The sequence below is a fragment of the Paracoccus cavernae genome, assembly GCF_042430175.1.
Classification (GTDB): domain Bacteria; phylum Pseudomonadota; class Alphaproteobacteria; order Rhodobacterales; family Rhodobacteraceae; genus Paracoccus; species Paracoccus cavernae.
Map to the genome: position 1 here is coordinate 361437 of NZ_JBHMDZ010000049.1, position 14612 is coordinate 376048.

General features: G+C 64.0%; 14 protein-coding genes. All 14 read right to left on the reverse strand.

The features are described from left to right. Positions 1 to 2: 2 nt before the first annotated feature. A complete protein-coding gene (locus tag ACFFUC_RS19550; protein WP_377688601.1) occupies positions 3 to 758 on the reverse strand; it encodes a Phenylacetic acid catabolic protein in 756 nt (251 codons plus the stop codon). Positions 759 to 769: 11 nt separating this feature from the next. Beyond that, entirely contained in the window at positions 770 to 1846 is a 1077-nt protein-coding gene (gene paaE, locus ACFFUC_RS19555) for a 1,2-phenylacetyl-CoA epoxidase subunit PaaE (protein WP_377688602.1), read from the reverse strand. 33 nt (positions 1847 to 1879) lie between these two features. Further along, on the reverse strand, positions 1880 to 2413 hold the full coding sequence (gene paaD, locus ACFFUC_RS19560) for a 1,2-phenylacetyl-CoA epoxidase subunit PaaD (protein ID WP_377688603.1): 534 nt from the start codon (positions 2411 to 2413) through the stop codon (positions 1880 to 1882). 14 nt (positions 2414 to 2427) lie between these two features. Beyond that, positions 2428 to 3204, reverse strand: coding sequence for a 1,2-phenylacetyl-CoA epoxidase subunit PaaC (gene paaC / locus ACFFUC_RS19565; protein ID WP_377688604.1), 777 nt, complete (start codon positions 3202 to 3204; stop codon positions 2428 to 2430). Next, positions 3204 to 3488, reverse strand: coding sequence for a 1,2-phenylacetyl-CoA epoxidase subunit PaaB (gene paaB / locus ACFFUC_RS19570; RefSeq protein ID WP_377688605.1), 285 nt, complete (start codon positions 3486 to 3488; stop codon positions 3204 to 3206). Before paaB ends, paaC begins: the two co-directional genes overlap by 1 nt. Positions 3489 to 3569: 81 nt before the next feature. Continuing rightward, entirely contained in the window at positions 3570 to 4562 is a 993-nt protein-coding gene (gene paaA / locus ACFFUC_RS19575) for a 1,2-phenylacetyl-CoA epoxidase subunit PaaA (RefSeq protein ID WP_377688606.1), read from the reverse strand. A 20-nt stretch (positions 4563 to 4582) separates the two neighbouring features. Next, complete coding sequence (gene pcaF, locus ACFFUC_RS19580; RefSeq protein ID WP_377688607.1) at positions 4583 to 5785, reverse strand: 3-oxoadipyl-CoA thiolase; 1203 nt, start codon at positions 5783 to 5785, stop codon at positions 4583 to 4585. Between the two features lie 198 nt (positions 5786 to 5983). Next, positions 5984 to 6820 carry a PaaX family transcriptional regulator C-terminal domain-containing protein gene (locus ACFFUC_RS19585; protein ID WP_377688608.1) on the reverse strand — a complete coding sequence of 279 codons (837 nt, stop codon included), beginning with the start codon at positions 6818 to 6820 and terminating at the stop codon, positions 5984 to 5986. Between the two features lie 212 nt (positions 6821 to 7032). After that, positions 7033 to 9408 (reverse strand): penicillin acylase family protein, encoded by a 2376-nt coding sequence (locus ACFFUC_RS19590; RefSeq protein ID WP_377688609.1) that lies wholly within the window; start codon positions 9406 to 9408, stop codon positions 7033 to 7035. A 334-nt stretch (positions 9409 to 9742) separates the two neighbouring features. Beyond that, complete coding sequence (locus ACFFUC_RS19595; protein ID WP_377688610.1) at positions 9743 to 10429, reverse strand: ABC transporter ATP-binding protein; 687 nt, start codon at positions 10427 to 10429, stop codon at positions 9743 to 9745. Next, positions 10426 to 11175 carry an ABC transporter ATP-binding protein gene (locus ACFFUC_RS19600; RefSeq protein WP_377688611.1) on the reverse strand — a complete coding sequence of 250 codons (750 nt, stop codon included), beginning with the start codon at positions 11173 to 11175 and terminating at the stop codon, positions 10426 to 10428. Before ACFFUC_RS19600 ends, ACFFUC_RS19595 begins: the two co-directional genes overlap by 4 nt. Continuing rightward, positions 11168 to 12145, reverse strand: a complete 978-nt coding sequence (locus ACFFUC_RS19605) for a branched-chain amino acid ABC transporter permease (protein WP_377688612.1) — start codon at positions 12143 to 12145, stop codon at positions 11168 to 11170. Before ACFFUC_RS19605 ends, ACFFUC_RS19600 begins: the two co-directional genes overlap by 8 nt. Further along, positions 12145 to 13056 (reverse strand): branched-chain amino acid ABC transporter permease, encoded by a 912-nt coding sequence (locus ACFFUC_RS19610; RefSeq protein WP_377688613.1) that lies wholly within the window; start codon positions 13054 to 13056, stop codon positions 12145 to 12147. The genes ACFFUC_RS19605 and ACFFUC_RS19610 overlap by 1 nt, the downstream gene beginning before the upstream one ends. Positions 13057 to 13231: 175 nt before the next feature. Beyond that, a complete protein-coding gene (locus tag ACFFUC_RS19615; protein ID WP_377688614.1) occupies positions 13232 to 14404 on the reverse strand; it encodes an ABC transporter substrate-binding protein in 1173 nt (390 codons plus the stop codon). Between the last annotated feature and the right edge of the window lie 208 nt (positions 14405 to 14612).

Genomic DNA, 14612 nt, shown 5'->3' on the forward strand with positions numbered 1-14612 from the left:
TTTCAGTTCAGATCCAGCGCGGCAAGCACCGCGGCGACCTGCTTTTCCCAATCGGCCCGCATGGCGGCATTGGGGGTGTGGCGCAGCCCGAAACGGGCCTGCGTCTCGTAGCGCGCCGATGCGGGCGCGCCGAAGCTTGCGGCAACGCGCGGCTGCCAATAGGCGATCGAGGCCATCGCCTCGGCGCGGCCCTCGGGGGTGGCGGTGATCTTTTCCAGACCCTCGCGACCCAATTCGGCATGGCGCGCCTCGCGCGGGGCGACCCCGCGAAACACTTCGGCCAGCGGGCCGTAGGAAACGCGCGACAGTTCCGCCAGCTGCACGCCGCTCGCAAGCCCCATCAGCACGTTCATCACGACCGCATCGGTCCAGCCTTCCAGCGGATAGTGAAAGACCGAGAGCCGCATGTCCGACCCGATGCGTTCGGCATTATGGGCGGCCTCGCGCGGCAGACGTGCCGACCAGTCATGCATCGCCTGATAACGCGCGGTATCGGTGCCGAAATCGCCCATGATCGCCAGAACACGCTCGGCGTGGTCGGCTTTCTCCAGCGTGATGCGGCTGGCGGCGATACGCTCCTTGATCGCGGGGGCGAAGTTGATCGCATCGGCGAAACCCGCCGAACCGGCAAGCTCGCTATCCACGAAAGAGGACATCATCCGCATCAGCTCGCCACGGTAACGCGCGGGGGCGTTATCGGGCGAGGACAGCACGCCGCCTTGGGCAAGGTAGTCTTCGATATTCATCGTACCGGACATCGCAACACCCCTTATTCGTCGTAGCTCACGACAACCTTGTTCGAGAGCGGGATGGCCTGACAGCTCAGGACATAGCCCGCACGGACTTCGTAATCTTCAAGCGCGTGGTTCACCGCCATTTCGACCTCGCCCTCGATGACCTTGCAGCGGCAGGTCGAGCAAACGCCGGCCTTGCACGAATAGGGCGCGTCGATGTTGTTGGCGATCGCGGCATCAAGGATGCTCTCGCCGTTGCGCGGCATGGAGAAGCTGCGGGTCGAGCCGTCCAGCGTCACCGTGGCCTCGATCGCCTCGCCTGCGGTCGCTGCATTTTGCGAGACGGCGCGGGCCTTGGCGCGGCCCGGCTGGCTCGAGGCGAAAAGCTCGAATTTGATCTGCTCGTCCTTGAGACCGTGGTCGCGCAAGGATTGCGCGATGGCGAGCATCATCGGCTCGGGGCCGCAGATGAAGCTGGTGGTGATCGCGGTCGGGTCGATCCAGTTGGCGAACAAAGCTTTCATCTTTTCCGCGTCGATCCGGCCGGTGAAGAGGTCGATGTCCTGCGCCTCGCTATCAAGGATATGGATGACCGAGAAACGCCCGAGATAGGTGTTTTTGAGATCCTCGAGATCCTCGCGGAACATGATCGAGCTGATCTGGCGGTTGGCGTAGACCAGCGTGAAGGTCGCTTCGGGTTCGCGCGCAAGCACCGTCTTGATGATCGACAGGACCGGCGTGATCCCCGAACCACCGGCAAAGCCGAGATAGGCTTTCGCGGCTTCGGGTTCGATTGCCGTAAAGAACTTGCCCATCGGCGGCATGGCTTCGATCTCGTCGCCGGGCTGGAGGTTCTCATTGGCCCAGGTCGAAAAAGCGCCGCCGTCGACGCGTTTGATGCCGACCTGCAGAATGCCGTCATCCTTGCCTGCGCAGATCGAATAGGAGCGGCGGAGTTCTTCGCCGTCGAAGGCGCGGCGCAGCGTCAGATACTGGCCTTGGGTAAAGTCGAAAAGCGCGCGGTCTTCGTCACGCGGCGCCAGCGTCACCACGACGGCATCGCGGGTCTCGCGGCGGACTTCGGTGACTTTCAGGGAATGGAAGCGTGCCATTGGGGTATCATTCCTGTCGGTTCGGGCGCATCCTCAGATGCATTTGAAATAGTCGAAGGGCTCGAGGCAGTCCTTGCAGCGGTAGCTTGCCTTGCAGGGCGTCGAGCCGAATTGGCTGAGCCGCTCTGTGTGGTTCGATCCGCAGAACGGGCAGGCGATCACGAGATTGCCCGATCCCGTCAGCCGCGCGATCCGGCCCGCGATCACCCCGTCGGCAGCCGTGCCGTCGACGGGCGGCGCGATCCCGTAGGCACGCAGCTTCTCGCGGCCCTCGGCGCTCAGCCAATCGCTGGTCCAGGGCGGGGAAAGCCGCCGCTCGAGGCGCAGCTTTTCGATGCCGCGCGCGCGCAGGGCCGTCTCGATATCGAGGTTGATGATCGAGGTCGCGGGACAGCCCGAATAGGTGGGCGTGACCGCGACGACGAGCGTATCGTCTTCGAGACGCACATCGCGGATGATGCCGAGATCGGTCAGGGTGATGACCGGAATTTCGGGATCGGGGACCTCGGCCAGCCATTGCCAGACCTGATCGAGATCGGGAAGCATCTTGTGGCTTTGGCTGTCCATGGGCTGCCCCCGTTTTACCAGCTGGCGCCCGGATAGGCGCGCTGGAGGAACTGCATCTCGGCCAGAAGGAAGCCCAGATGTTCGGTGTGAACGCCGGTCTTGCCGCCTTTGTGCTGCCAGCTTGCCTCGGGGATGGTCAGGGTCGCTTCGTCGAAGACATGGCGCAGCGTCGCCTCCCATCCGGTTTTCAGGCTGCTCGGCAGGGGCGCGATGCCCGCATCGGCCATAGCCTGATCGACGGCATCGTCCATGAACATCTCGCCGCTGTAGGCCCAAAGCGCGTTCAGCGATTTCTGCATCCGCGCATGGCTTTCGGGCGAGCCGTCGCCCAGACGCACCACCAGATCGGCCGAGCGTTCGAGGTGGTAGGCCACCTCTTTCGAGGCTTTCGCCGCAATCTCGGCCACGCGGGTATCGGTCGAGGATTGCAGGGCGCGGAGCAGCTCCATGTGATAGGCGTCGAACAGGAACTGGCGCATCAGCGTCAGGCCGAAATCGCCGTTCGGACGCTCGACCAGCAGGACGTTGCGGAAGGCACCGGCGTCGCGCAGGAAGGCGAGATTGTCGGCGTTGCGGCCCTCGCCCTCGATCTCGGCAGCATATTCCAGCCAAAGCTGGGTCTGGCCGATCAGATCGAGCGCGGTGTTCGAGATCGCGATGTCCTCTTCCAGCGCGGGCGCATGGCCGCACCATTCCGAAACGCGGTGCCCGAGGATCAGCGTATTGTCGCCCGTCCGGCACAGCCATTCGAAAAAGGCGGCCCGATCAACAGCTTGAGCACTCGCCTCCATCACATATGCCCCACTTCGTCGGGGATCGTGAAGAAGGTCGGGTGACGGTAGACCTTGTCGTTCGAGGGCTCGAACAGCGGGCCTTTGTCCGAGGGCGCGGAGGCCGAGATGTCGTTCGACTTCACCACCCAGATCGACACGCCCTCGTTGCGGCGGGTATAGACGTCACGGGCGTTGCGGATCGCCATTTCGGCATCGGGCGCGTGCAGGCTGCCGACGTGGCGGTGGTTCAGGCCGTGCTGGCCGCGGATGAAGACTTCCCAGAGGGGCCATTCTTTGGACATGAGGGTTCCTCCCTAAGCTTGGGGATTTCTGGCAGGGGGTGAGAGGGGCGGGCGTCGCGCGCCCGCCGGAGGTCGGTGTCGTTACTCGGCAGCCACAGGCGCGCGGCGGGCCGCGGCCTTTTCGGCATGGGCCATCAGCCCTTCGCGGAACCAAGCGCCATTGTCCCAGGCATCGACGCGCGCCTGAAGACGCTCGGCATTGCACGGGCCGTTGCCGGCGATGACGGCGAAGAATTCGTTCCAGTCCGGCTCAGAGAAATCATGGCCGCCCTTTTCCTCGTTCCAGACAAGGTTCTCGTCCGGCACGGTCAGGCCGAGGAATTTGGCTTGCGGCACGGTCTGGTCGACGAACTTCTGACGCAATTCGTCATTGGTGTTCATTTTGATCTTCCACGCCATCGACTGGGCCGAATGGACGGAATCCTTGTCCGAAGGGCCGAACATCATGAGCGACGGATACCAGAAGCGGTTGAGCGCATCCTGAGCCATGGCTTTCTGCTCGGGCGTGCCCGCGCACATCTTCATCATGATGTCGTAGCCCTGACGCTGGTGGAAGCTTTCTTCCTTGCAGATCCGGACCATCGCGCGGCTGTATGGGCCGTAAGAGGTGCGCTGAAGCGGCACCTGGTTCATGATCGCCGCGCCATCGACCAGCCAGCCGACCGCGCCCATATCGGCCCAGGTCAGCGTCGGATAGTTGAAGATCGAGGAATATTTCATCTTCCCCGAATGCAGGGCCTCCAGCAGCTCGTCGCGCGAGACACCCAGCGTTTCGGCGGCCGAGTACAGGTAAAGCCCGTGGCCGGCCTCGTCCTGCACTTTGGCAAGCAGGATCGCCTTGCGCTCCAGCGTGGGGGCGCGGGTGATCCAGTTACCCTCGGGAAGCTGGCCCACGATCTCGGAATGGGCGTGCTGGCCCATCTGGCGGATCAGCGTCTTGCGGTAGCCGTCCGGCATCCACTCCTTGGGCTCGATCTTTTCGTTGCGGTCGATGCGCTCCTGAAAGGCGCGCTCCTCGGGGGTCATCTCGGCGGCGGTTTTGGCGTCCTCGGTCTTGACGAGCTGTGCATACATGGCTTGCGAAACTCCCTAACTCAAACGCGTTCGATGATCAGCGCGATGCCCTGACCGACGCCGATGCACATGGTGCACAGCGCATAGCGGCCGCCGGTGCGGTGCAGCTGGTACATGGCCGTGGTCACGAGACGCGCGCCCGACATGCCGAGCGGATGGCCGATCGCGATGGCCCCGCCGTTGGGGTTCACCTGCGGCGCATCATCCGGCAGACCGAGATCGCGCAGCACGGCCAGAGCCTGCGCCGCGAAGGCCTCGTTCAATTCTATCACATCCATATCGGCCAGCGTGAGGCCCGTTTTGGCAAGAACCTTGCGCACTGCCGGCGCGGGGCCGATACCCATGACGCGCGGCTCGACGCCTGCGGCCGCCATGGCGACGATGCGGGCCTTGGGGGTCAGGCCATGGGTCTTGGCGGCCTCGGCCGAGGCGATGACCAGCGCAGCCGCACCGTCGTTCACGCCCGAGGCATTGCCCGCCGTCACCGTCAGATCGGGGCCGTTCACGACCCTGAGCTTGGCAAGCTGCGCCGCCGTCGTCTCGGGGCGGGGATGCTCGTCCGTATCGACGACCATCGGCTCCTGCTTTTTGCGCGGGACGGAAACGGGGATGATCTCGTCTTTAAAGACGCCCGCCGCATTGGCTGCCGCCCAACGGGCCTGACTGCGGAGCGCGAATGCGTCCTGATCTTCGCGCGAGATGTTGAAATCGGCGGCGACGTTGTCGGCGGTCTGGGGCATCGTATCGACGCCGAATGCCGCCTTCATCGCGGGATTGACGAAACGCCAGCCGATGGTGGTGTCGTAAACCGCATTATTGCGCGAAAATGCGGTTTCGGCCTTTGGCATGACAAAGGGAGCGCGCGACATCGATTCCACGCCGCCCGCAATCACCAGATCGCAATCGCCCGCCTTGATCGCCCGCGCTGCCATGCCGATCGCATCCATCCCCGAGCCGCAAAGCCGGTTCACCGTGGTCGCCGGCACGTCGATCGGCATACCCGCAAGCAAAGCCGCCATGCGGCCGACGTTGCGGTTGTCTTCTCCGGCCTGATTGGCGCAGCCGTAAATCAGATCGTCAACCGCCGTCCAGTCGACGTTCGGGTTGCGCTCGATCAGGGCTTTCAGGGGCAAAGCGGCCAGATCATCGGCGCGGATCGAGGACAGGGCCCCGCCGTAACGGCCGATCGGTGTGCGTACCGCGTCGCAGATAAAGGCATCCATCAGGCCCGTGCTCCCTCGTGTCTCTCGCTGGTCTTTGGCTGGCGGCGGACGACTCTCCAATTCGTCAACCGATTGGTCGGTTATAGCATCGAAACATTACATCGCAAAGATAAAATTGGCATTGAGTGTAATGTCTGCGGTGGCGCGAACGGACTGCACCGAAAATACACGTTAAATCAGTGGTCTATACTGGGCGGCTTAAGCGAGGGCCGCCAGGCGGGCTTCCGAAATCGCGCTTGTTCGCGGCAGATATCCGGTTTCGCCCTCGAGATTGCGCGCGATATGGAGCTCGGCCGGTTCCGAAAGCAGCAGGTAAAGCCGCGCGAAAAGCGCATGGGCTTCGTGGCCGCACCAATCGGCGGGCAGGGCCGAGGCGGGCAGGCGGGGGTCACGCAAGAGCGTGCTGCGGTAGAGATCGACCAGCAAAAGCCGCGCGATCAGCGCCGCATCGGGCGCGAGCGGGGCGCCGGATCCGAGCGCCTGTTCGAGCGGGGCAAAGCGCCCGATCAAATCGGCATATCCCGCGTTCAAAGGCGCGAGATCCCAGCAGGCGGCGAGCTTGGCGTCATCGCGGCCAAGGCCCGCGTGAAGGGTCAGCGCGACCTCCGGCGGGGTCTGGCCGTGATCGGGCGCGATCAGCACATTGCCCTCGAGCCGGCCGAGATGGCGGCGGCGGATGACATCTTCGGCAAGCTCGGGTGCATGGAGGACCAGCCAGCCCGAAGCTTCTGCGGGCGGATGGTAGAGCAGTTTGGCGACCTGCGCGAATTCGGCCCGCGCGGTCGGCGCCAACCGGTAATAGCTGCGCCGTCCGATCCGTTCGCCCGCGAGGCGTCCGGCCTGCACCAGACGCGAGACCGCCGTACGCACCAGCGATTCGCTGATGCCGACATGGGCGCAGACCGCAATCAGATTGCCCATCCACAAGACCTCGCCGCGCGGCACAACGACATCGCCGTAAACCGTCACGATGAACGAGGTCGCCCGCAGCGGCAGGTCCGAAAGAAGCGGGGCGAGAAATGGCTCGGTGGTCATGCGTGTCGTTTCGTTCGGGGAGGACGGGGCAGGTGGGCGCCGCGCCGCTTTGGTCCGGATTGGGGCAGGTCCGAATGGGTAGCAGGCTGCGCGCGCTTGTCAAACCGCCAAAGGACCGCGCGGCCCGTGCGGCGGGCGGTGCGACAGGCGACGGAAAAGGGGCAGCCCGTTGCAGGCTGCCCCCGATCCTTGTCGCAGGCTCCGGTCCCGTTTTACTCGATGGTAAAGCTGGTGCGGTCCTTCGCGACTTTGTCCAGATCCTCGCGGGCAAGCGCCTGCGGGCGGCATTCAAAGGCCTCGTAGAGCGACAGCTGGTCCTGATAATGCGGCGATTTCTCGCCCGAAGGGCTGATGAAGCCGCTTTGACCCGGAGGGGCCGAGATGCAGACCGAGACCTTGCCGTCCTTGAAGGTGATGAGATCGCTCTGCGTGCCGCGGTTCATTGCCGTGCCGATCGAAAGCACCTCGTCCTCGCCTGCCTGCGGGATCCCGAGATAGTTGTCGGTCTCGAAGACATGCTGGGCAAGCTCCTGACGCCAATCGGCGGGATTGTCGCTGCCGTAGCTCGCGCTCAGCGCCTCTGCGGTTTTGGACAGGGCGGCCAGCATGACCTCGGTCTTGTCGGCGCCGTTGAAGAAATCATGGGTCTGGGGCACGCCCGCCTGATCGCCCAGAAGCGCGTTGCGCAGCACCTGCGCGGGGCGCGAGACGCGGTTGCGCGTCACCACCGGCGCAAAGCCCGGATTGTCGTCCATCAGCACATCGGCAACCATGGTCTCGACCCAGCTCTGGAAGATCGCGACCGCCGGAGCGGTGGCGCGGCCGTCCTCGGCGCGGATCATCTGCCCGTCCCACGCGGCAAGCTCGGCGACAAGGGGCTGGCGCGGGTCGTCTGCGGGCAGGGTCGTGGCGGCATCGAGCAGGAAGGGCAGCAGCGCGCGGGCGTTGATGTCGAGGAAGCTGATTTCCTTGTTGATGTCCCAGACCTCGGCAGGGGTCAGCTTGTCCTTGGCGGTGATGCGCGCCATGATCTCGTCGACACGGTCTGCCGCGCCCCAGGGATTGGCCTCGAAATTGCCGATCTCGCCATGGGTCGAGCGGTTGTTCCAGTTGGCGATCCAGCCCCGTTCGGGATTGTATGTCTTGGGCATCTCGGCGAAGGGGCGGCGGCCCTGCCGCCAATCCTGCGAGCCGTCGGCGATCGCGGGAATGCGCTGGTCCTGCGCCGTATTGCGCAAGGGCAGATAACCCGGCGAGACATAGCCGATATTGCCGTCCTTGTCGGCGTAATACCAGTTGATCGTGGTCGCGACATTTTCGGCCTGCGCCAGCCAGTCGGTGTAATTCTGCGCCTTGGTCGAATTGACCCAAGCGATCAGCGTCTGGATCTCGCGACCCTTCCAGCTGCGGTTGAAGGCATAGGCGGTGTGGCTTTCCGGATCGATCAGGCTGACCACGCCGTAATCGCTTTCATAAACCGTCGCGGAGACATCGCCCTGACCCTTGACCTTGAAGGTCTCGAGGCGCGGCTTCATGTCGACCCAGGCGCCGTCCTTTTTGTATTGCGCGGGGTTTTCGGGGTTGAGCGCCAGCTGGAAGAAATCATTGACGTCAAGCGGGCCGGCGGTCGCGCCCCAAGCAATCTGTCCGTTGGTCCCGAAGAGCACGTTCGGCACCGCGAAAGGCGTCGAGCCGGTCAGATCGAAGCCCGCGCCATGCAGGCCGATCGAGAAGACATAGGAGGGGTTGTAATTGCCGAACTGCGGCCCGTTCAGCAGGATCGTGCTGCCGTCGGTGGTCTTTTCGGGACCGAGGATCCACAGGTTCGAGGCGCGCGGCATCGCGTCATCGCCGCCCGGCACGTCATCGCGGCCAAGCAAAGCGGCAAAGCGGCTGGCGTCGAGCGCGGCGGGTGCCTCGGCCTTGATCTGGTACTGGCCGCCTTCGGGGACGGTGGTCGGGGCAAGCGGGTCCTCGAGCCAGAACATCTGGTTGAACAGCTCGGCCGCTTTCTCTTTTCCGTGATCTTTTTCGAGCTTTGCCAAGACTTTGGCATTATCTAGCTCGGTCGAATAATGCGAGAAACGGCCCGCCATCGTGCCCACATAGATCATCGCCACGTCGAATTCGGTCCATGTGCTCGGCTCGATCCCGAAATCGGTGAACTGTTTGGGCAAAAGCGTGTCGCGATCGGCCAGAACCTCGGCCACGCGCCTGTTGTAGCCCGCCGCATAGCCGCGCAGAATGGCGCGGTCTTCGGCCGGCAGGGCCTCGATCTGGGCGCGGATATCGGCGTGATCGAAATCGGCGCGGGTGCGCAGGTCATAGGGCAGATGCTCGATCCCCAGAACCGAGGATACGGTGCCCAGAACCGAATGTTTCGACATTTCCATCTGGAACAGCCGGTCCTCGGCGACGGCATAGCCGAAGCCCGCGTAAAGGCCGAAGACGTCGTCGGCATAGACATGGGGCACGCCCCAGTCATCGCGGATGATCTCGACCTGCGATTGGGCAAGGCTGGGGCTCGCGAGAAACGGTGCGAGCGCGGCTGAAAGCAACAAAGCGGCAATGGGTTTGTGAACGCGCAACTTCAATCCTCCGGTAGGCATTCGGCAATCACACCCGGGCGTCCTCCTGCGCGGGCGATTCCGGCGACGCTATGGTCAACCGACCGGACGGTCAATGATGTTTTGGTGGCAAGGAGCGACGGCGAGTGGCAGAGGGCTTACGTCTGAAGAGAGGTTTAGGATCTCTAAAGTGCTCAAGTAATAACAATATATTATATTCGATATATGAAGTTGTTTATCATATGCGCATACACGCCGCTGGCGGCGCGATATCCTTTGGAAATCGGGAAAGACCTTAGCGAAATCCGCAGCTATCTGCTGGGCGGTCTGAAGGGGGTTGCCGTGCGCTCGGCGCTCAGACGCCCAGCCAGTTGCGCGCGATGTCGGGGGTGATTTCCCCCATGCCGCCTTGCCAGACAGAGCGACCGCGTTCGAGGATGACGGCGCGATCTGCGACCGAAGCCAGCTCTTTGAGCGATTTGTCGACCACGAGGATCGAGAGGCCCTCGGCCTTGAGCGCGCGGATGCCGGCCCAGATTTCCTGCCGCACGACAGGGGCGAGGCCCTCGGTCGCCTCGTCGAGGATCAGAAGGCGCGGATTGGTCATCAGCGCGCGCCCGATCGCGAGCATCTGCTGCTCGCCGCCAGAAAGCGTGCCCGCGCGTTGGCCGAGGCGCTCGCCCAATCGCGGAAACAGCGCGATGACGCGGGCACGGTCCCAAGCGCCGGGGCGCGCGGCGACCATGAGGTTTTCCTCGACATTGAGCGGCGCAAAGACGCGCCGACCCTCGGGGACGAGGCCCAGCCCGCAGCGCGCGGCCTGATGTGGTGCGAGGCGGGTCAGGTCCGCGCCGTCAAAGCGGATTTCGCCGCTGCCGGCGCGCAGAAGCTGCATCACCGTTTTGATCGTCGTGGATTTGCCCATGCCGTTGCGGCCCATCAGGGCCAGAACCTCGCCCTCGGCCAGATCGAAGCTGACCCCGTGCAGAACCGCGGCCTGACCATAGGCGGCTGTAACATTGCGCAGCGAAAGCAGGCTCATGCCTCGTCTCCCAGATAAGATCGCTGGACCTCGGGATGGGCGCGGATTTCGGCGACGGTGCCGGTCGCGATAATGCGGCCATAGACCAGAACCGAGATGCGGTCGGCCAAAGCGAAGACCGCATCCATATCATGTTCGACCAATAAAATCGGGGCTTTGCGGCGAAGATTTGACAAAAGCTCCGTCAGCTGCGCGGCACCCTCCAGCCCCATGCCGGCCATCGGCTCGTCCAGCAGGAAGACCTTGGGAGAGAGGGCCAGAGCCATGGCGATCTCGAGCTTTCGGCGCTCGCCATGGGACAGTTCGGCGGCTTTGACACCGGCCCGATCCGCCAGTCCGGCAGCGGCGATATGGTCCTGCGCGGGGCCGGTCAGGGAGTGATCGGAAAGGGCGGGGCGGAAAAAGCGGAAGACCCGCCCAGAAGCACCCATCAGCGCCAGCATCACATTCTGGCGCACCGTGAAATCGGGAATGACAGCAGAAACCTGAAAGCTGCGCGCAAGCCCGAGCCGTGCCCGCGCCGCGACATCGAGCCCGTCGATCGCGCGACCCATGAAGGCGACCGCGCCGCTGTCAGGGCGGATCTCGCCGGTGATCTGCTTGATCAGGGTCGATTTCCCCGCACCGTTCGGCCCGATCAGCGCGTGGATCTCGCCCGGGAGCAAGGTCAGGGAAACATCATTGGTTGCTGCAAGCGCGCCGAAGCTCTTGCGCAGGTTCCGCAATGCGAGGACCGGCTCAACCATGGCGTTTCTCCCGCAGGATCAGGCCGGTGATCCCGCCCGGAGCGAAGATCACGATCAGCAACAGCAGCAGACCCAATAGCCCGAGCCAATATTGCGACACAGGCCCAAGAAGCTGCTCGAGCAGGATATAGACCGCCGCGCCGATGATCGGTCCGGCAAGCCGGCCGGTGCCGCCGAGGATGACGAAGACCATGATTTCGCCCGACATATGCCACGACATCGCGGCGGGGCTCATGAAGCGGTTGAGATCGGCGTAAAGCGCGCCCGCCAGCCCGCAAATCATTGCAGAGATTACGAAGGCGGTCAGGCGGACCGGATAGGGACGGATGCCGGTCGCCTCGGTACGGGCGGGGCTTTGGCGCGCGGCGGCGAGCGCGAGGCCGAAACGCGACCGCGTCAGGCAGGCGCATAAAAGCAGCACAACCGCCAGAAGCGTTGCGCAAATCGCGAAATATTGCAGCGGATCGAAGGTGTTCAGGCCGGGAAAGCTGTTGCGCGTGTAAAAGCTCAGCCCGTCCTCGCCGCCGTAAGCGGGCCAGCTGATCGCGAGATAGTAAAGCATCTGCGCGAAGGCGAGGGTGACCATGATGAAATAGACGCCGCTCGTGCGCAAAGACAGCGCGCCGATCACAAGACCGGCAAGCCCTGCCGCGATGATCGCCATGGGCCAGATTGCCAGCATCTGCGTCGTGCCTTCAAAGCCGAAGGCGAGCGGCTCGTAATTGGCGGCATGGCTCGCGAGGATCGCGGTGACATAGCCGCCGATCCCGAAAAACGCGGCATGGCCGAAGGAGACAAGCCCGCCGTAGCCCAGCACCAGATTGAGCCCGACACCGGCGAGGCCGAGGATCGCGACTTTGGTTGCCAGCGTGACGGTAAAGCTTTGCCCCGCCAGCGCGGCGCCAAGGGCGGTTGCGACCAAAAGCGCGAAAATCGCGAGATCGAGGGTGGTTTCGCGGCTCAGCTGCATCAGGCCTTGGCTCCGTAAAGGCCCTGCGGGCGGATGATGAGGACCAGCGCCATCAGTACATAGATCAGCACCGAGGCGAGCGCCGCCCCGACCGGACCGGCATTCGCGCCGATCAGCGGCGCCAGAAGCATCGGCAGAAGCGCCTTGCCGAGCGTGTCGGTCATGCCGACCAGAAGCGCTCCGATAAAGGCCCCTTTGATCGAGCCGATGCCCCCGATGACCACGGTCACGAAAGCAAGGATCAGCACCGGCTCGCCCATGCCGACCTGCACCGATTGAAGCGTGCCGACCAGTGCGCCCGCCACTGCGGCCAGTGCTGCGCCAAGCGCGAAAACGGCGGTATAAAGCGCGCCGATATCGACCCCGAGCGCCGAGATCATCTCGCGGTCCGCTTCGCCTGCTCGGATACGGATGCCGAGGCGGGTGCGGGTGATCAGGAGCCAAAGCCCGATCGCGATTGCCGCTCCGATCGCGATAATGACGAGCCGGAAGAGCGGATAGGTCACCCCGCCCGGCAGCGAAACCGCGCCCGAAAGCGCGGGCGGCAGCGAGAGATAGAGCGGGAAGGAGCCGAACAGCCAGCGCGTGCCCTCGGAAAAGATCAGGATCAGCGCGAAGGTCGCGAGCACTTGGTCTAGGTGGTCGCGACCGTAGAGCCGCCGGATCACCAGCCGTTCGACCAACGCGCCGATGAAAGCCGCGGCAATGAGGCTGGCCGCGAGGCCGAGCCAATAGGATCCGGTCGCCGCCGCAACCGCCGCGCAGGCGAAAGCGCCGATCATGTAAAGCGAGCCATGCGCCAGATTGATCAGCCCCATCACGCCGAAAATCAGCGTCAGCCCCGCCGCCATGACGAAAAGCATCATCCCGTATTGCAGCCCGTTGAGGGCCTGCTCGATGAGCAAGGTCAAAACTGAAGTCTCCGGTCGGTCGGCACGAGGGTCGCGCCGTGGGCGGTAATGGGGGCGATCACGGGGTTTGGGGCAAGGCAGGCGTCACGCCCCGACAAAGGGCGTGACGATCGGGCGGATGGCGCGGACGGGCCGTGATGCGCGATGCGCAGACGGGCCAAGCCGCGCCGCCTGCTTACATCTTGCATTCGGCCGCATAGGCATCGCCGTGATCGGTCATGGCGGTGGCAACGATCTTGTTGGTGAGCGTGCCGTCCTCGGAAACGACCTCGCGGACGTAGAGGTCCTGAACGGGATGGTTGTTCGGGCCGAAGCTGAACTTGCCGCGCACCGAGGCGAAATCGGCCGCCTTCAGTGCAGCGCGGAAGCCGTCGGTATCCGAGGGCTGGGCCTTTTCCAGCGCCGAGGTCAGCAGGTTCGCGGTATCGTAGCCGTAGGCCGCATAGATCGAGGGCAGGCGGCCGTATTCCGCATTGAACGCCTCGACGAAGGTCTTGTTGGCCTCGTTGTCGATATCCTTGGACCAGTTCGAGGTGTTCTTGACGCCAAGCGCCGCCTCGCCCACGGCCGGAAGAACGTCCTGGCTGAAGGAGAATGCCGGACCGATTACCGGCGTTTCGACGCCCGAGCCCGCATATTGCTTCATGAAGGCGATCCCCATGCCGCCCGGCAGGAAGAAGAAGACCGCATCGGCACCGGCTGCGCGGATCTGGGCGATCTCGGCGGCGTAATCGGTCTGGCCGACCTGCGTATAGACCTCGGAAGCGATCTCGCCTTTGTAGAAGCGCTTGAAGCCCGCGAGGCTGTCTTTGCCCGCCGGATAGTTCGGCGCCATGATGAAGACCTTCTTGAAGCCCGCGTCATTGGCATAGGCACCTGCCGCCTCGTGCAGGTTGTCGTTCTGGTAGGAGACCGAGAAGTAGTTCGGATTGCAGCCCTTGCCTGCCAGCGCCGAGGGCGCGGCATTGGTCGAGAGGTAGAACTTGCCCTGCTGGACCGCAGCCGGAACCACCGCCATCGCGAGGTTCGACCAGACGATGCCGGTCAGCACGTCGACATTGTCCGACTGGATCATCTTGTCGGCGATCTGGACCGCGACATCGGGTTTCTGCTGGTCGTCCTCGATCAGCAGCTCGATGTCCTTGGCCTTGTCGCCCGCCTGTTTCAGCGCCAGCTGGAAACCGTCGCGCGTGTCGATGCCAAGCCCCGCACCGCCGCCCGAAAGCGTGGTGATCATGCCGACCTTCACGGGATCGGCAAAGGCGGGCGCGGCAACGGCAAGCCCCGCGATCAACGCCGTGGTCAGACCAAGGCCGAGGCCCGGCTTTTGGCGGTTGGTGGTGGTCATGGTCTCTCTCCCCGGCGGTGTTCTGATTTGTGGCGCTTGACGGCTGTCGCGCATTGGCTCCGGTTTTCGCGCAAAGACCGCAGCAAAGAAAGGGGGCTGCGCGCTTTCATGACCTTTGATGCCGCATTTTCTTTCATTTGCCGTGATTTGCGCCTAACGGCGGCCCACGCGCGGCAGGTCCGTCGCCAGTCTGCGCAAGGCCGTTGGG